Origin of the sequence: Methylobacterium sp. J-067, from assembly GCF_022829465.1 — a bacterium.
In the GTDB taxonomy this organism is placed as follows: Bacteria; Pseudomonadota; Alphaproteobacteria; order Rhizobiales; family Beijerinckiaceae; genus Methylobacterium; species Methylobacterium litchii.
Genome location: NZ_JAKSXZ010000092.1, coordinates 80,921 through 96,142, shown reverse-complemented (window position 1 = coordinate 96,142; position 15,222 = coordinate 80,921). Strand labels below are relative to the sequence as shown.

Sequence of the window (15,222 nt, the reverse complement as noted above, 5' to 3'; positions counted from 1 at the left end):
GCAGGCGACGGGATGGTTGATGGGGCCGGGTCGCGAAGCGGCGGACGCGGCAGCCCTTCTCGACGGGTTCAGTGCGTGCCTCTCGGGGCTTGGCCTGCCACTGGCCCGCGCCACCACCCACGCGCCGACCCTGCATCCGTCGTTCCGCTGGGTAATGCGCGTCTGGCATCCAGGAGCGTCGAGCCTAGCCCTGCGTCGCCGCCACGGCATCGAGAGTACGCCGACCTTCCACGGCAACACCGTCGAGCGCGTAGTCGAGACCCGTACCTTATTCCGATGCCGTCTCGACGGGGATGGGCCGCTGCCGTTTCCTGTGCTCGGCGAGCTTCGCACCGAGGGTCTAACCGACTACCTCATCGTGCCGCTGCGCGCCGCGCGTGGACGCATGGGCGCCGCCTCCTGGGCCACGGCGAGACCGAGCGGCTTCACGCCGATCGAGATCGACACGTTGCTGGCACTGGTCGAGCCGTTCTCGCTGCTGTTCGAGATCAAGGCGCTCGACGACATGCTAGGCGCGGTGCTGAGCGCCTATGTCGGACGCGACCCGGCGCGGCAAATCCTGGCCGGCACGGTGCGGCGCGGCGACGTACGCTTGATGCGGGCCGCGATGATGCTGACCGACCTGCGCGGGTTCGGCGAACTGTCCGACCGGCAAAGCCCCGACCGTGTCGTGGCCGCCCTCAACCGGATGTTCGATGCCATCGTGCCGGCCGTCGAGGCGGAAGGCGGCGAGGTGCTGAAGTACATCGGCGACGGGCTACTGGCCGTGTTCGATGCCGATCGCGACGAGGCCGAGGCGCGCAGTGCCGCCTTGCGTGCCGCCGAGGCCGCGCTTGATGCGCTTGCGAACCTGCGCGACGGTGACAGGGCTGCCTTCGAGGTCGGCGTCGCACTTCATGTCGGGGAGGTCGCCTACGGCAATATCGGCGGCGGCGACCGGGTCGATTTCACGGCGATCGGCCGCGATCTCAACGTGCTCGCCCGCGTCGAGCGCCTGTGCAAGACCTACAACACGCCGCTGATCGCCACCGACACCTTCATCGACGGGTTGGCACATGCCCTTGAACCGCTCGGCACCGTCGCCTTGCGCGGTTTTTCCGAGCGTCACGCCCTGTTCGGGTGTCGCAGGACCGCGCCCGTCGGCGCGCCGGCGGCGTGACGCCGAGACGGCGTCCTTGATCGTCCCATTGGAGATCGAAACTTCTCAAATCATCGCGTTTGGAGATCATTCGTATCGCGAAAGACCGTTGGTGGGAATAAATCGTATCCCGTAGCATCTCCCTGGTCGCGAGGAATCGCCACGGGTCCGATGCCTTCGAACGCATCGACGCCGACATCCTTCAAGGGGAGAGACCATGCACGGACTGGACAGACCGATGAACCGCCGCCTCGTCCTGGGTGGCCTAGGGCTCGGAAGCCTCGGCGCCGCCATACCGGCCTGGGCGGCGGGCTCGGTGAAGCTTCCGCTGCCCGGCGGCCCGGACGAGCGGGCGCTGACCACGGCCTTTCCGGGCAAGGCCGAGATGATCCTCCAGCGCACTCATCCGCCGCTACTGGAGACGCCGTTCTCGGTGTTCGACGAGGGTGTATTCACCCCCAACGACCGCTTCTACGTCCGCTGGCACTGGGCCTCGATCCCGACCGAAGTCGATGCCGGCACCTTCCGGCTCAAGGTCCACGGCCATGTCGAGAAGGAGCTCTCGCTCTCGCTCGACGCCATCGCCGGCCTGCCGCGCTTCGAGATCGCCGCAGTGAACCAGTGCTCGGGCAATTCGCGCGGGTTGTTCGAGCCGCGGGTGACCGGCGCGCAATGGGCAAACGGTTCGATGGGCAACGCCCGCTGGACCGGCGTGCGCCTCAGGGACGTGCTCGAAAAGGCCGGGGTGAAGGCCGGTGCCGTGCAGGTGCGCTTCAACGGCCTCGACGAGCCGGTGGTCGACGACGCGCCCGACTTCAAGAAGTCGCTCGATCTCAAGCACGCCAACAATGGTGAGGTGATGATCGCCTACGCGATGAACGGCGAGCAATTGCCGCTGCTCAATGGTTTCCCGCTCCGGCTCGTGGTGCCGGGCTGGTACTCGACCTACTGGGTCAAGATGCTGTCCGACATCGAAGTGCTGGACAAGCCCGACGACGGGTACTGGATGAAGACCGCTTACCGCATTCCTGACGTGCCGGGCGCTAACATCAAGCCCGGTCAGACCGGCTTCAAGACGGTGCCGATCAACAGGATGGTGCCGCGCTCGTTCGTCACCAACCTGACCGATGGCGCCAAGGTGGCGGCCGGAACGCCGGTGGCGTTGCGCGGCATCGCCTTCGGCGGCGATTGCGGGGTGAAGGCGGTGGACTTCTCAGGCGACAGCGGCGCGACGTGGTTCCCGGCGCAGCTCGGCGCGGACGAAGGCCCCTACAGCTTCCGCCGCTTCGACGGCAGCTTGCCGGCATTGGCTGCCGGCAGCCACACGGTCAGGGTCCGCTGCACCAACACCAACGGCGTCGCGCAGCCCCTGGACCGGGTCTGGAACGGGGCCGGCTTCATGCAGAACGGCATCGAGGCCGTGTCCTTCCAGGCCGCTTGAGGAGAACAGCCATGAACCCGATCCGCCCTGCGGCCCTCATCGCCGCCCTCATACTGTCTCCCCTGGTGGCGTTCGCCGCTTCGGCTCCCGAGCCGATGCGCTTCACCTCGCAATCGATCGAATTCCCGACTTCCGACCGGATCTTCCCGGACGGGCCGGGGGCCGAGGCGGTCAACAACAACTGCCTCGCCTGCCACTCGGCCGGGATGGTGCTGACCCAGCCCAAGCTCACGAAGGCGCAGTGGACCGAGACCGTGAACAAGATGGTTCACGTCTACAAGGCGCCGGTCGATCCGGCCGACGTGCAGACCATCGTCGACTACCTCACGGCGTTGAAGCCGACGCCCTGAACCCCCGAATCCCGAGGCCGCCGCGTTTTTTTCGCCGGCCTCGGGGAATAGACCGCGCCCTCCGGCATCTCCCCAGGGCGATGCACGGCCAAACCGGTCTCGCATCACGCAATCCGAATTAGAACCATGCCTCACGGCAGGCCCCGGCCGCCGAACGAGCGCGCATGCCAGAGAGACACGCTTCATGACCCACGTCCGCACCAGCCTCCGCGCCCTCCTCGCCGGAGCCGCCTTGCTCCTCGCCCAGGGCCAGCCCGGGTCCGCCGCTGGCTTCGACGGCGCGATCAAGAACAACGCCCTGGCGCTGAACGCCGCTGGGACCGTCGCCGCTGTGTCGAACAGCGAGGAGAGCGCCGTCATCGTCTACGACGTCGCCAAGGGCACGGTGCTGCGCCGCCTCGACGGCTTCGTCACGCCGCGCAACATCGTTTTCGCGCCGGACGGCGCCCGCTTCTACGTCTCCGACAGTGGCACCGGCCGGATCACGGTCTATGAGACCGCCACCGGCAAGGAAGCCGGCGTTCTCGCCGCCGGCCCCGGCGCGTTCGGCACGGTGCTCTCGGCCGACGGGGCCAAGCTCTACGTCAACAACGAGGCCGCGAGCACGCTGACCGTGTTCGACACCAGGACCATGCTCGCCGAGGCCGTGATCCCCGGCTTCGCGCAGCCGCGCCAGGGCGTGAAGCTGTCGCCTGACGGCAAGACCGTGTTCGTCACGAACTTCCTTGGCGACAAGATCACGTTGGTCGATACCGCCACCAACAAGATCACCGGTGAGATCGCCGGGTTCGACAAGCTGCGCGCCATCTCGATCACCAAGGACGGCAAGACGCTTTTTGCCGCCAACAGCGGCCGTAATACCATCGGCGTGGTCGATGTCGCCGCCCATAAGGTCACCTCCGAAGTGGAAGTGGGCAAGGACCCCTACGGCGCCGCACTGACCCCGGACGGGCGCTTCGTCTATTCGGGCAACCTGAAGGACAACTCGCTCTCGGTGATCGACACCGGCACCCTCAAGGTCGTCGCCACGGTGACCGGCCTGAACGAGCCGCGCCAGGCGATCGCGTTCTCGGCCGACAACGCCCATGCCTACGTCCTCAACCGCGACCTCAGCGTCGCCGTAGTGGACCGGGCGAAGAACGCGGTGGTCTCGACGATGAAGCCCTGAGGCGACGCGCGCCGGGGGCCTTATCGCCCCCGGCGCGTTCTCGTCGTCGATACGTCACGAACGCAGGACAAAAACCCCATGCTCGGCCTGTTCCAGCGCAAGGACCGCCTCATCGTGCACGGCGAGGCGCCCTACAATGCCGAGCCGCCGCTCGATCGCCTGCGGGCGGCCTTCCTCACCGACCAGGCCGACTTCTACGTCCGCAGCCACGGCGACATCCCGGACCTCGACGCCGACGGCTACCGCCTGACTGTCGACGGGATGATCGCGACGCCCCTCGAATTGTCCGTCGCCGATCTGAAGGCACGCTTCGCGCACGTCACCGTCACGGCGGTGATGCAATGCGCCGGCAACCGCCGGGCCGACATGCTGGCGGTGGCCCCGGTCGCCGGCGACCCGTGGGCGGCCGGCGCCATCGGCAACGCGGAATGGACTGGGGTGCGGCTCGCCGACGTCCTGCACGCCGCCGGGATCGATGCGGGCAGTCCGCGCCACGTCGCCTTCGAGAGCCACGACCGTATCGCGGGGTCGGACATACGCTTCGGCGCCTCGATCCCGCTCGCCAAGGCGCTGGCGCCCGAGACGCTGCTCGCCTTCGCGATGAACGGCGAGCCTCTCGCCCCCGAGCACGGCTATCCGTTGCGCGTGGTGGTGCCGGGATTTGCCGGCATCCGCAGCCCGAAATGGCTCGCCCGCATCACGGTGCAGGACCACCCCTCCGACAACCCGATGCAGGCCGACGACTACAAGCTGTTTCCGCCCGACGTGACCGCCGAGACCGCGGACCCCGCCCACGGCATCACCATCGAGGCGATGCCGCTCAACAGCGCGATCTGCGAGCCCGCCCGCGGCGCAGCGTTGAAGCCCGGCCGGCACGCGATCCGCGGCTACGCCATCGCCAGCGATCGCGCGGTCGCCCGCGTCGACGTCTCGACGGATGGCGGCCGCAGCTGGGCGCAGGCCCGGATCGACCGCGATGCCGACGCGCCCTACGCCTGGACGTTCTGGGAGATCGACCGCGAGCTGACCGCGGGCGAGCACGAACTCGCGGTGCGGGCCTGGGACTCCGCCGGCCAGACCCAGCCGGCCGCGCCCGACGACACCTGGAACTACAAGGGCTACCTCAGCGCCGCCTGGCACCGGGTACGGGTCACTGTGGCCTGACCGTCACGCCCAGAGCAGGGCGGTGGCCGCAAGGCCCGAGATCGCGATCAGCAAGGCCACGATCCCGACGGTGAGGATGCGCGGCATCATCGGGATCTCGGCATCGGCGAGACGCGCCCGGATCGCCCGGTCCCGCCATGCGGCGCCGGCGAACGAGGCAAGCGCGCAGGCGATCAACGTGAGCGACAGCACCTTCAGCGGCCAGACCGCCAGCACCTCCCGCAGGAAGCGCTGCGCGGCCAGGCCGACGCCGAGGAAGGCGAGCCCGGTGCGAAGCCACGCCACGAACGTACGCTCGGCTGCCAGAACCGTCCGGTCCTCGGCGAGCCTCACCCGGGGATCGTCGGGGTGCACGGGTTTCGCAGGATCGCTCATCCGGCATCCGCCGTCGCGATCAGGTCGAGCAACGCGTCGGCGGCCCGGCTGCGGTAGCGCTCCTTGTGGCGCAGCACCCGGAACGGCCGGCTCGGCAGGGCGAACGCCGCCCGCACCAGGGTTCCGGTCCGAAGCGCGGCGGCGACCACGGTCTCGGACAGGACGGCGGCCCCGCCCCCGGCCTCGACGGCGGCGCGCACCGCCTCGTTAGAGGGCAGTTCGAGCGTGACCCGAAGCTGGGCGGCTGCGAGGCCGGCCGCACCCAGGGCCGCCTCGAAGGCCGAGCGGGTTCCCGATCCCGCCTCGCGCAGCACCCAGTCGGCCCCGGCGAGATTTTCGGGTTCGAGGTCGGTCGCCCCGGCGAAGGCATGGCCAGGGGCGACCACGAGGACCAGTTGGTCCTGCGCGATGGTGGTGCTCGCAAGCGTCGGGTCGTCGAGCGCCCCCTCGACGAAGCCGAGTTCGGCCTGCCCGGCGCGCACCGCGTCGGCGGCGTCGGTGGTGTTGCCCACCGCCAACCGGATAGCGATCTCAGGGTAGGCCCGGCGGAAGGCGACGAGGTGGCGAGGCAGCCAGTCGCTGGCGATGGTCTGGCTGGCGTAGAGCGCCAGCGTCCCGCGCCGCAGGCCGCTGAGGTCGGCGAGCACCAGTTCGGCGGCCTCGGCCCGGGCGAGCACGGCGCGGGCCTCGACGAGAAATATGCGCCCCGCCTCAGTCAGCTCGATCCCGCGGCCGACCCGGTGAAAGAGCTTGGTGGCGTGTCGCCCCTCGATGTTGGCGATCGCCGTGCTGACCGCCGACTGGACGAGGTTCAGCGCTTCGGCGGCCCGCGTCACGTGCTGTCGCTCGGCCACCGCCACAAAGATGCGGAGTTGGTCGAGGGTCATGGTTGCCGCTGCGGAACCGGCAGTCCACGGACTTGCGCGTCGACCGACTGCGCGACGATCAACAGCCGCGCCTCGTCGGTGCGACCCGTGACGACGTAGGACATGCCGCCATCGACCCAGGAGAAGGCGGCGATGTCGCCCTCGCGGGCGAAGCGGAACACCGTGCGGCCATCCGCATCGCCTACGCGGCTGTAGAGTGTCAGCCGGGTGCCGTGGTCGTCATCGTACATCAGCATCGCGGCGGATTCGGAACCCGCCGGCAGCAGCCGGCCGCCCATCAGGCGGAAGCCGTACGCCGTAAGGTCGGGGGTGGTCACCGCCCGGCCGAGGCGCTTCGAGAGCCACGTAACAAGGTGCGGCTTCTCGTCGGCGCGCACCTCCACCGGATGCACCGCCTCGACCACGTAGGTGCGGAAGGCCGCCACCGCGTCGTCGGTCGCTGGCTCGGTTCGCGCGAGCGTGACCGTGGGTACCTGCCGCGCGGCATGGCCGAACCAGCCGGCGGCGCCGCCGACCGCGAGGCAGAGCACGGCCGCAGCCGCGACCGGAAGCCAGCGGTAGGTTATCGGGCGATGTCGCGAGCGGATGTTGGCCACCCGGAGCCGCGCCGGAATCGCCTCCTCGGCGATCGGCGCGAGGCGGGCACGCAAGCGCTCGCGTAGGGCGCGATCCGCCGAGACCTCCGCCGCCCGCGCGGGGTTTCCCCTGAGCCATGCCTCGACCAGCGCCTGCCGCTCCGGTTCGAGACGACCGTCGATCAGGCCGTGGAGGTCGTCCTCGCCGACCGGGCGCGGATCCCCGCTCATTTCACCCTCCTCAAGAGTCCGGTCCGGCCAGTTTCCAGAAAACCGCGCATCCGCGTCCGGGCCCGGCTCAACCGCGACATCACCGTGCCGAGCGGTACCCCGAGCACCTGGGCCGCCTCGGCATAAGACAGATCCTCGACCGCGACGAGGAGCAGCACCGAGCGCTGCTCCTCGGGCAGGGTGTCGAGCCCGGTGAGCACGTCGCGTGCCCCCATAGCGGCCTCGGGGTCGGCACCCGGATCGGGCACCTGCTCCAAAGCCTCAGCGCCGACATCGATGCCGCGCCGGCCCCGGCGTCGAACAGTGCCAAGGAACAGGTTGCGCTCGATCGTGAACAGCCAGGCTCGCAGGTCGCCGTCGCGGCGACGTCCGGACCAGGCGGACAACGCCCGCTCCAAAGTGTCCTGGACGAGGTCGTCCGCCGCTTCGCGGTCCCGCAACAGTGCGACTGCGTAGCGCCGCAACGCTGGGATCTGCGGTTCGATGAGGGCGGCGATCTCGTCCACGAGGCTTTACCGATTAGGGCTTGGCGATGTGCCATGCACCGTTGAGGAATCCGTCGCCGGTGATGTCGCCGGGCTTCGTATCCTTGGCGAAGGTGTAGAGCGGCTTGCCCTTGTGGGCCCACTGCATCGTGCCGTCGTCCCGCGTCACCATCGTCCAGTCGCCACTAGCAGCCGAGCCGGAGGCGGCCATCAGTGCCGGCCAGTTGGCGGCGCAGGGGCCGTTGCACATCGACTTGCCGCCCATGTCCTTGTCGAAGGTGTAGAGGGTCATGCTCTTGGAATCGACGAGCGCCGGCCCCTTGGCAGTCTCGGCCGTTATCGCAGGCGCAGCGGCCTGGGCGGCGACGGCGGAGAAGGCGAAGGCCGCAAAGGCGGCGCGGATCAGCATGGTGCGCATGAGTGAGGTCTCCGGCGGTCTACCATGACCGCATCGGGAGAGATGCCGAACGGGCGCGTCTATTCCACTGACATTTGGAAAAGATCGATCACATCGGCAGGGCCACCAATTCGTCCCCGGCCAGGGAATAAAGCCGTTTCCCCGGCATCTCTCCCATCGACAACGAACGAGGAGGACGGCCCATGCGCGGAGCACTGGGATTTGCGCTCACGGCCGCCGTGATGGCCGGCGGCCTCGTCGGCGGCCGGATGATGATGCCCCCGACGCTGGCCGCCGCCGAGCCGCCGGCCATCGTCTCCGCGTCCTTCGACGCGATGATGGCGCAGTCGATGACGCGGATGCATGCCGACATGATGGTCCCGCCCTCGGGCGATCCGGACCGCGACTTCGCTGCGATGATGATCCCGCACCACGCGGGCGCGATCGCGATGGCCCAGGCAGAGCTGCTCTACGGCAAGGATCCGGTCCTGCGCCGCCTCGCGCAGGGGATCATCGTCGAACAGGGCCAGGAGATCGCGGTGATGCGCCGGGCGCTCGCCGATCTCCCTCCCGCGCCGGATTCGTCTGCCGCAGCCACCCACCTTCACCACCATGGCACGGCCCCTGCCGCCGAGATGCCTTCGGAGATCTGCCGATGAAGACCGCCCTCACCCTCCTCGCGCTCGCGATGCTCTCCGGCTCGGCTCTCGCCGGGCAGGCCCCGGGTGCAGCCTTTGCACCGGACGTGCCGGTCAGCGGCAGGGACCGGTTCTATACGTCGGACCAGTTCTCCAACACGGTCTCGGTGGTCGATCCCGCCGCCAACGTCCTGCTCGGCGTGATCCGGCTCGGCGACCCGACGCCGATGAACCTGAGCCCGCTCTATCGCGGCCAGCTCCTCGTCCACGGCATGGGCTTCTCGCCCGACCACAGGACGCTGCTCGCGGTCTCGATCGGCTCGAACTCCGTGAGCTTCATCGACACGGCGACCAACACGGTCCGCCACACCGCCTATGTCGGCCGCGCGCCGCACGAGGCCTTCTTCACGCCGGACGGCCGAGAGGTCTGGGTGAGCGTGCGCGGCGAGGACTACATCGCCGTGCTCGATGCCGCGACCGCCAAGGAGACGCGCCGAATCACCGTGCCGAACGGGCCCGGCATGACGATCTTCTCGCCGGACGGCGCCTACGGCTATGTCTGCTCCAGCTTCAGCCCCGAGACGGTGGTGATCGACACGAAGACCCACTCCATCGTCGGGCGCGTGAAGCAGGAGAGCCCGTTCTGCCCCGACATCGCCGCAACACCGGACGGCAAGCAGGTGTGGTTCACCCTCAAGGATGTCGGCCGGACCCAGGTGTTCTCTGCGACGCCGCCATTCGCGCCGCTGAAGACGATCGAGACCGGGCCGATCACCAACCACGTCAACATCGTCTCGACCAAGGCCGGCCAGTTCGCCTACGTGACGATCGGCGGCCTGAACCAGGTCAAGGTGTTTCGCACCGACGACTTCACCCAGGTCGCCACCATTCCGACCGGCGCCCTACCGCACGGGCTCTGGCCCTCGGGCGACGGCAGCCGCGTCTATGTCGGCCTGGAGAACGCCGACAAGGCGGCGGTGATCGACACCGCGTCGAACACGGTGATCGCCGAGGTGCCGATCGGGCAGGGTCCGCAGGGCGTCGCCTACGTCCCGAACGCCGTGCCGGAGGGCGACGGAATGCAAAACCTCCAAGCGCTGGGCGCAGCCGGCAAGACCAGCGCGCTGACGCTCGCGGGTACCGATGGCAAGCCGGCGACGCAGGTCACCCTGTTCGACCAGGGCGTGTTGCAGACGCTGCAGGCCGCGGTAACGGGACTGCCCTCGAAGATGCCGTTCGTGCTGGCGCTGGCCGCCGATCCGAAGGGGGCCGCAGGCCTGGAGCCGCTCGCCGCCTTCATGACCAACCCGGCCGGCGCGGCCATCGTCAACGCGATCGGCCCGATCCGCCAGATCACCCGCACGGATGCCGGCGCGAGCCGGCGCTACCTCGTGGTGGTCTCGGGCAAGCCCGGTGAACTCGGCGGCGTCGTCCAGATGCAGACTGTGGATTGAACGGGCGGCCTCACGAGCGCGGGAAGCGGGAATCCGAGAGCATGCGTTCGCAGCGCGCGTCCAGCTGCAACGTCTGCTTTCAAGGCCGCCATTGGCTTGCTTCTATGACCGAGTAGGGTCGGGTGCGGAACGTCCGCTTCCGGACCTGGAAAGGCGCTATGCCGACGAGGCGGCCGAGCCTGGCGAGGATTTGAAGTTGCACATGTAGTATACCGGCGCCCTCGAGTGACGGATCCAAAGGCAGCCTCCCGTTTGCCCACAGTTGGGGCTCTCGAGCCCTTTTGGGGTTTGGATCAGTACTCATGCCTGTACTGCAGCGGCGTCCGCGACTTAAGTCGTGACCGCACGTCTAACGCGATCACCGCCGATGCGTTGGCACCGGCGGATATCAAGATCGTCGCGCTATGCTGCTCGGCGGCGCAAGTCCGCGATCCGGCCATTCAGCACGGCGCGCAGCTCCTGCACCTCGACATAGGCTACTTCGGCCTTTTCGAAGGCGGCCAAGCCATCCTTGCGGATCTCCTGGGTCAGGGCCTCGATGCGCTTGACCGCCGTGAGGAAGCTGGGCGTCTTGGGTAAGTGGGTCTCGGTCATGATGTCTCTCCTCGGTGTGTGATCAGTTGTAGGCGACGGAGGTCGGCACGACCTGGACGAAGATCGTTCCGTCGCGGAAGTGCAGGAACAGCGGCATGTTGGACTTGAGCTCGTCGTAGCTGCCGATGACGAGGCCGGTGCCGGCCGCGGTCACCAGGGCCCAGCCCGCCTCCACGGGCGGGTGGTCGTGGTCATCCCCGTCCCCAAGTTCGAGCGTGTCGACGGGCGCGGCGTTCGACCCGATGCCAGCAGCCATGCCGGTCGCGCCCCCCGTCGCGGCAGCAAGGCTCGTCAGCAGACTCTGCTCGACCGCCCGATCCAGCTGCCGCAGCCGCTGTTGGGCAAACTCCGCGAGATCGCGCAGGCTCTGGTCGAACGCCTGCGTTGCCCGTGCCACGGCGATGCGGCCGGCCGCCTCCAGATCGTCGGCGACGGCAGCATCATAAGCCGTGAGCGCGCGCTCGGCCCGGACGCCTGTGGCCTCGACCAGCTGGCGTACGAGCATGGCTGCCGCCGTCGGGGTCGGCTCGGATCGCGCCGCGACCGCATCCAAGGCGGTGACAGGCGTGCCGGCATGGCCCAGACCGGCGATGAGGTTCGGAGCCTCGACCGCGGCGCGTACCGTCGCATAGGCGTTGAGTGCCTGGAACCCTTCGACCGGTCCCCCGCCCCGGCAGACCAGGGTCGCCGACAGGCCGTGATCGCGGTGCCGGTCTCGTACACAGGCGAACGCTTCGCCCAGCGCACGCTCCGCACCCGGCCCCTCGAACGTCGCCCACACCCGGTGGATGCGGACCAAGCCGCTCTCTTCGAGCGGACGCAGGACATGCTCGACGTCGCGGCGGGCTTCGCCGAACTCGGACACGATGAGCGCAACGTGGTGGGGATCGTCCGGTTTCACCCAGGTCCCGGGACCAAAGCGGCGCCCCTCCCGCCGCAGGCGCTGCAGGGTGCGCTCACGCTCGAGTTCGCCATCGAGCGGCACCGCGCCGATCGTGAGAAGCTCTGTGACCCGGGCCTGCACCCCGGCCCCACGCCCGTAGCGCTGGCGCAGGCTGGTCTGCAGCCTGACCACGACGGTCCGGTTCACCAGGGCCGCGGGATCGAGGTCATCGCCTGTCGTTGCTCGGAAGGCGGCAAGGTCGGCCGCGGCGAGCCGGACCTTGAGCCGTGGCGGGTCGGCACTGCCGCTGGCATCGGCCTCGCCGAGGAGGAGCAGGGTGCCGTCGGACCCGAGGGGTTCGACGGTCAGCACGCAGGCCCGGACCGTGTGCTCGCCGCGCAGGCGCTGACGCAGCCAGCCGATCAGGTCGCGGAGCTCGCAGGTCCCGTCGGCGCGCCGGGGCCCATCCGTGTCGTCCGGGCGGCCGGGAGGACGGGTTGCCGCGCGCGATGGCGCCGAGCGCAGGGGCGGCCCTCCGCTCAGGTTGAAGAAGTTGTGGTGTCGCATCGGGTCATTCGTGTCCGTCGGGAAGGATGAGGCGATCCGGCGGCCTCCGTGGGCAGCCGGATCGTGGGGAGGGCGTCAGTCGAACAGCGGCCCCTGCACGAAGGGCTGCGTGTCTGCCGTCGCGTCCGCAGCGGGAGGCGCTTCGACCAGCTCGGCGATTGCCGCGAGACGCGGCCGGTCCGCCCGGCGCAGCTCTTCCCGGAGGATGCCGGACAGGAAGGCCAGGATCTCGTCCGAATGATCGAAGCTGCGGAACGCCAGGTCGTCGATCAGCGTCGGCGCGCCGGCACGATGCGTCACGACCGGCACCGGCAGGACCGCGACCTGACGCATCAGCCCGTCGTCCGACAGGGCGCGGAACGCGAAGCCTGCCCCCGGCTCGACGATCACGAGGTCGAGGGAGCCCCACTCGTACTGATCGATGGCGCAATCGAACGCGTGCCGGAGCGCCGCAACCGAGCCCGGCTGCTCGAATGCGACCGGGTGCCGGATCAGCTCGATCGCCCCGCACGCCCACCAGCGCGCGAGTTCCTCGCCAAGCGGGTGCAGCGCGCCGTCATCCGGCTCGATCAGGAACACCCGCCGCAAACGGCGCGGCAGCGGCAGGTCATGCTGGCGCTGCCAGAGGTAGGCCGCTTTCAGCGCTTGGCGGACCGCAGCATCCTGTTCCACCCATCCCGGCAGGAAGGCCCCCCTGTCGAAGCCGATGATCTGCCCGCGGACGCCGAGCAGCGGATCGACCACCAGGGTCAGCATCAGCATGTGCTCGCCGGCGAGGCCGTCGGCATCGAGCAGCACGCCGCTGGCGTCCTGGATCTGCTGGATGAACGCAGCGGACAGGAAGGCGGTGAGGCACCCGGCTCGGCCGGGATCGAGCGGCCGGAGATCGAACAGCAGGCCGTCCTTGTGCCGGCGGGGCCGATCGACCCGTGCGCGCACCCAAAGGCCCGTGGCCTCGAGAGCGCAACCGGTCTCGTTCGCGCCGGTGAGCGGCGTGTCGTCTCGTGTCATCTTGGGTATCCGTGATCAGAGGGAGGAATGAGGGCGCCTCATCGACCTCAGCCGACGCTGTCCGAGCGTCGCGCCGTGCCGTCCCCGTCCTCCTGGGCTTTGGGGCGAAGGGCCTTCGCCAATCCGTTTTGCTTGCCCCCTCCCCTCCGCTTCCGCGGCCGCAGAGGCCCGGGAGCACGTCGTCTCGTTGTTCGCCTTGATGTTTGAAGCCGCTATTCCTCCCCGCGTCGGCCGCGCAGCGATGCGTCAGGGATTGGCCGTTTCGCTTACCCATCTTCGTCGTACCCCCTCGAACCTCCGGCGCCCTGCCGGGGTCACGGGCACGACCTCTGGCAAGACCGCACGATCAACGAACTCGGGCGGGAAGCCTGCTCGCATGTCCCAACGGCCTGCTTCGACTCAGACGATATCGCTGGCGAGTTTCCACCGAACGCTCGAGCGCTCTCCTCCGCGTCGTGATGCAACACGTGGATTGCCGCGCTCCAGCCGTATCGGGTCCAGGCATGGCCCCAGATGCGCACCCGACACGCGCAGGCGGTGATCACGGCAACGAACGCATCCTCGCTGTGCCCAGTGCCGAGCTTCCGGGACCGGATCGAGCATTCGCAGCGTTCTTCCGCGGGAACGCCGTGATGCTGGAGTGCGATGGACCCGGCGCTTCACGGCATCGGACCCTCATGATGCCGGAGCGCTGTGATGCTGTTGCATCGTGGCGCCGTAATGCCGGTGCGAAGGCGCTGACGCGTTCAGCGCACGTCGCGCGAGGTCGAAGTGAGCGGGTAACCGCTCTCGCGAAGGACGGCCGCCGCCCCTTCAACGAGGAGGTCGTTCACTTTGCAGTCGCGAGCGAGCGCGAGTTGCTTCAGCTGTCGCAGCATCGCTGAAGACAGATAGACCGAGGTTCTCCGCGTCGTGTTCGAGGGGCGGCCCGGGGTCCGAACCTCGCGAGGCGGCTCTGGCATGGCGTGGTCGGCCGGGATGGCGGCGTAACCGGCCGGAGTGGCGGCGGCCCCGGCGTCGGGTTGCCCTCCCGTCAGATCGAGGCCGCTGAGCAGGCTAAGGCGCTTCGGGGGACGGCGGGTCGTCTCACTCATGGGCAGGGTTCCTTCAGGCGCTGCTCTATCCAAGCCCACAGGGCGCGGATCTCCCCGGCCGCCTTGCCGGCCGGTGCGAACTCGGTGACGCCCTGCCCGCCGAGCAGCGCGTCCTGGTAGTCCACGCGCTGGGTCAGCGGCGGTTCGGCGAGATGCCCCCAGCGGCGAAGTCGCTCGGCATAGGTACCCGCGCGCGCCTGACCTTGCGTCGGACACTGGTTCAGCAGCAGGGCCACGCGGTCGGCGAGGTCGATCTCAGCGAGTGCGCGCAGTGTCGGCTCGGTCGCCAAGAGATCAAGTAAGGTCGGCCTGGCGGGGATCAGGACGAGGCTGGCCGCGCGCAGGGCGCGGTATGCGGTTGGGTTCAGGGCACCGGCGCTGTCGAGGACGACGAGGTCGTAACCCTGCCGCTCGAGCGCGGCGAGGATCTCGGGCAATTGCCCGATCCGCTCCAACCCGAGATGGTCGACGGCCGGATCGTCGGCCTCGCGTCGGGCGGCCCAGCCGGCGAGCGAGGCCTGCGGGTCGAGATCGAGGGCGGCGACGCGCCGTCCAGCCTCCGCGGCGGCGACCGCAAGGTTGACGCTGACCGTAGTCTTGCCGGTACCACCCTTTTGGGTTGCGATCGCGAGCACGTCCATCACGCGATCCCCTCGCGTGGGCGATAGCTCCAGGGTGTTCCATCACAGCACTTCGGCACCGAAGTGCCACGATGCGATGGCATCCTCGCGCCTGGACGCCTTGGCATCACGGCATCATCGCGCCACGGC

17 protein-coding genes are annotated in these 15,222 nt (G+C 69.1%); 7 read left to right on the top strand and 10 right to left on the bottom strand.

Features of this window, described 5'->3' with window-relative positions:
• Positions 1–19: 19 nt before the first annotated feature.
• The 5 genes from MKK52_RS09535 to MKK52_RS09515 all read left to right on the top strand — a co-directional run bounded on the left by MKK52_RS09535 (position 20) and on the right by MKK52_RS09515 (position 5,261).
• Entirely contained in the window at positions 20–1,159 is a 1,140-nt protein-coding gene (locus tag MKK52_RS09535; protein WP_243953556.1) for an adenylate/guanylate cyclase domain-containing protein, read from the top strand.
• 196 nt (positions 1,160–1,355) lie between these two features.
• Complete coding sequence (locus MKK52_RS09530) at positions 1,356–2,579, top strand: molybdopterin-dependent oxidoreductase (RefSeq protein ID WP_243953555.1); 1,224 nt, start codon at positions 1,356–1,358, stop codon at positions 2,577–2,579.
• Positions 2,580–2,590: 11 nt separating this feature from the next.
• On the top strand, positions 2,591–2,929 hold the full coding sequence (locus MKK52_RS09525) for a c-type cytochrome (protein ID WP_056160265.1): 339 nt from the start codon (positions 2,591–2,593) through the stop codon (positions 2,927–2,929).
• Between the two features lie 184 nt (positions 2,930–3,113).
• The gene (locus tag MKK52_RS09520) at positions 3,114–4,097 is read left to right on the top strand and encodes a beta-propeller fold lactonase family protein (RefSeq protein WP_056160267.1); all 984 of its coding nucleotides are present in this window, start codon (positions 3,114–3,116) and stop codon (positions 4,095–4,097) included.
• Positions 4,098–4,175: 78 nt separating this feature from the next.
• The gene (locus MKK52_RS09515) at positions 4,176–5,261 is read left to right on the top strand and encodes a sulfite oxidase (protein ID WP_056160270.1); all 1,086 of its coding nucleotides are present in this window, start codon (positions 4,176–4,178) and stop codon (positions 5,259–5,261) included.
• A 3-nt stretch (positions 5,262–5,264) separates the two neighbouring features.
• Here the strand turns inward: MKK52_RS09515 and MKK52_RS09510 are convergent, their stop codons facing one another.
• The 5 genes from MKK52_RS09510 to MKK52_RS09490 are packed head-to-tail and all read right to left on the bottom strand — an operon-like array spanning position 5,265 to position 8,232.
• Complete coding sequence (locus tag MKK52_RS09510) at positions 5,265–5,636, bottom strand: YidH family protein (RefSeq protein ID WP_056160273.1); 372 nt, start codon at positions 5,634–5,636, stop codon at positions 5,265–5,267.
• Entirely contained in the window at positions 5,633–6,523 is an 891-nt protein-coding gene (locus tag MKK52_RS09505; protein WP_056217684.1) for a LysR family transcriptional regulator, read from the bottom strand. Before MKK52_RS09505 ends, MKK52_RS09510 begins: the two co-directional genes overlap by 4 nt.
• Positions 6,520–7,329 carry an anti-sigma factor family protein gene (locus MKK52_RS09500; RefSeq protein WP_056160280.1) on the bottom strand — a complete coding sequence of 270 codons (810 nt, stop codon included), beginning with the start codon at positions 7,327–7,329 and terminating at the stop codon, positions 6,520–6,522. Before MKK52_RS09500 ends, MKK52_RS09505 begins: the two co-directional genes overlap by 4 nt.
• Positions 7,326–7,835, bottom strand: a complete 510-nt coding sequence (locus MKK52_RS09495; protein WP_056217681.1) for an RNA polymerase sigma factor — start codon at positions 7,833–7,835, stop codon at positions 7,326–7,328. Before MKK52_RS09495 ends, MKK52_RS09500 begins: the two co-directional genes overlap by 4 nt.
• 13 nt (positions 7,836–7,848) lie before the next feature.
• Complete coding sequence (locus tag MKK52_RS09490) at positions 7,849–8,232, bottom strand: hypothetical protein (protein WP_056160287.1); 384 nt, start codon at positions 8,230–8,232, stop codon at positions 7,849–7,851.
• A 182-nt stretch (positions 8,233–8,414) separates the two neighbouring features.
• Here MKK52_RS09490 and MKK52_RS09485 point away from each other — a divergent pair, with 182 nt between their 5' ends.
• Positions 8,415–8,870, top strand: coding sequence for a DUF305 domain-containing protein (locus MKK52_RS09485; RefSeq protein WP_056160290.1), 456 nt, complete (start codon positions 8,415–8,417; stop codon positions 8,868–8,870).
• Complete coding sequence (locus MKK52_RS09480; RefSeq protein WP_056217678.1) at positions 8,867–10,303, top strand: YncE family protein; 1,437 nt, start codon at positions 8,867–8,869, stop codon at positions 10,301–10,303. The genes MKK52_RS09485 and MKK52_RS09480 overlap by 4 nt, the downstream gene beginning before the upstream one ends.
• A gap of 402 nt (positions 10,304–10,705) precedes the next feature.
• Here MKK52_RS09480 and MKK52_RS09475 read toward each other — a convergent pair whose 3' ends face one another.
• The 5 genes from MKK52_RS09475 to MKK52_RS09455 all read right to left on the bottom strand — a co-directional run bounded on the left by MKK52_RS09475 (position 10,706) and on the right by MKK52_RS09455 (position 15,093).
• The gene (locus MKK52_RS09475; protein WP_243953554.1) at positions 10,706–10,897 is read right to left on the bottom strand and encodes a hypothetical protein; all 192 of its coding nucleotides are present in this window, start codon (positions 10,895–10,897) and stop codon (positions 10,706–10,708) included.
• A 22-nt stretch (positions 10,898–10,919) separates the two neighbouring features.
• Positions 10,920–12,347, bottom strand: coding sequence for an exodeoxyribonuclease VII large subunit (locus MKK52_RS09470; protein ID WP_243953553.1), 1,428 nt, complete (start codon positions 12,345–12,347; stop codon positions 10,920–10,922).
• Between the two features lie 75 nt (positions 12,348–12,422).
• Positions 12,423–13,358 carry a hypothetical protein gene (locus MKK52_RS09465; RefSeq protein WP_243953552.1) on the bottom strand — a complete coding sequence of 312 codons (936 nt, stop codon included), beginning with the start codon at positions 13,356–13,358 and terminating at the stop codon, positions 12,423–12,425.
• Between the two features lie 746 nt (positions 13,359–14,104).
• Positions 14,105–14,452: a hypothetical protein gene (locus tag MKK52_RS09460; RefSeq protein ID WP_243953551.1), complete on the bottom strand. Its 348-nt coding sequence runs from the start codon at positions 14,450–14,452 to the stop codon at positions 14,105–14,107.
• Positions 14,449–15,093, bottom strand: coding sequence for a ParA family protein (locus tag MKK52_RS09455; RefSeq protein ID WP_243953550.1), 645 nt, complete (start codon positions 15,091–15,093; stop codon positions 14,449–14,451). Before MKK52_RS09455 ends, MKK52_RS09460 begins: the two co-directional genes overlap by 4 nt.
• Between the last annotated feature and the right edge of the window lie 129 nt (positions 15,094–15,222).

What these genes read in the sequence shown, in the direction of transcription:
- MKK52_RS09480 (WP_056217678.1), top strand. Translation starts at nt 8,867, where the DNA reads ATGAAGACCGCCCTCACCCTCCTCGCGCTCGCGATGCTCTCCGGCTCG.
- MKK52_RS09470 (WP_243953553.1), bottom strand. Translation starts at nt 12,347, where the DNA reads ATGCGACACCACAACTTCTTCAACCTGAGCGGAGGGCCGCCCCTGCGC.
- MKK52_RS09485 (WP_056160290.1), top strand. Translation starts at nt 8,415, where the DNA reads ATGCGCGGAGCACTGGGATTTGCGCTCACGGCCGCCGTGATGGCCGGC.
- MKK52_RS09465 (WP_243953552.1), bottom strand. Translation starts at nt 13,358, where the DNA reads ATGACACGAGACGACACGCCGCTCACCGGCGCGAACGAGACCGGTTGC.
- MKK52_RS09510 (WP_056160273.1), bottom strand. Translation starts at nt 5,636, where the DNA reads ATGAGCGATCCTGCGAAACCCGTGCACCCCGACGATCCCCGGGTGAGG.
- MKK52_RS09535 (WP_243953556.1), top strand. Translation starts at nt 20, where the DNA reads ATGGGGCCGGGTCGCGAAGCGGCGGACGCGGCAGCCCTTCTCGACGGG.
- MKK52_RS09505 (WP_056217684.1), bottom strand. Translation starts at nt 6,523, where the DNA reads ATGACCCTCGACCAACTCCGCATCTTTGTGGCGGTGGCCGAGCGACAG.
- MKK52_RS09520 (WP_056160267.1), top strand. Translation starts at nt 3,114, where the DNA reads ATGACCCACGTCCGCACCAGCCTCCGCGCCCTCCTCGCCGGAGCCGCC.
- MKK52_RS09475 (WP_243953554.1), bottom strand. Translation starts at nt 10,897, where the DNA reads ATGACCGAGACCCACTTACCCAAGACGCCCAGCTTCCTCACGGCGGTC.
- MKK52_RS09460 (WP_243953551.1), bottom strand. Translation starts at nt 14,452, where the DNA reads ATGAGTGAGACGACCCGCCGTCCCCCGAAGCGCCTTAGCCTGCTCAGC.
- MKK52_RS09490 (WP_056160287.1), bottom strand. Translation starts at nt 8,232, where the DNA reads ATGCGCACCATGCTGATCCGCGCCGCCTTTGCGGCCTTCGCCTTCTCC.
- MKK52_RS09455 (WP_243953550.1), bottom strand. Translation starts at nt 15,093, where the DNA reads ATGGACGTGCTCGCGATCGCAACCCAAAAGGGTGGTACCGGCAAGACT.
- MKK52_RS09530 (WP_243953555.1), top strand. Translation starts at nt 1,356, where the DNA reads ATGCACGGACTGGACAGACCGATGAACCGCCGCCTCGTCCTGGGTGGC.
- MKK52_RS09525 (WP_056160265.1), top strand. Translation starts at nt 2,591, where the DNA reads ATGAACCCGATCCGCCCTGCGGCCCTCATCGCCGCCCTCATACTGTCT.
- MKK52_RS09515 (WP_056160270.1), top strand. Translation starts at nt 4,176, where the DNA reads ATGCTCGGCCTGTTCCAGCGCAAGGACCGCCTCATCGTGCACGGCGAG.
- MKK52_RS09500 (WP_056160280.1), bottom strand. Translation starts at nt 7,329, where the DNA reads ATGAGCGGGGATCCGCGCCCGGTCGGCGAGGACGACCTCCACGGCCTG.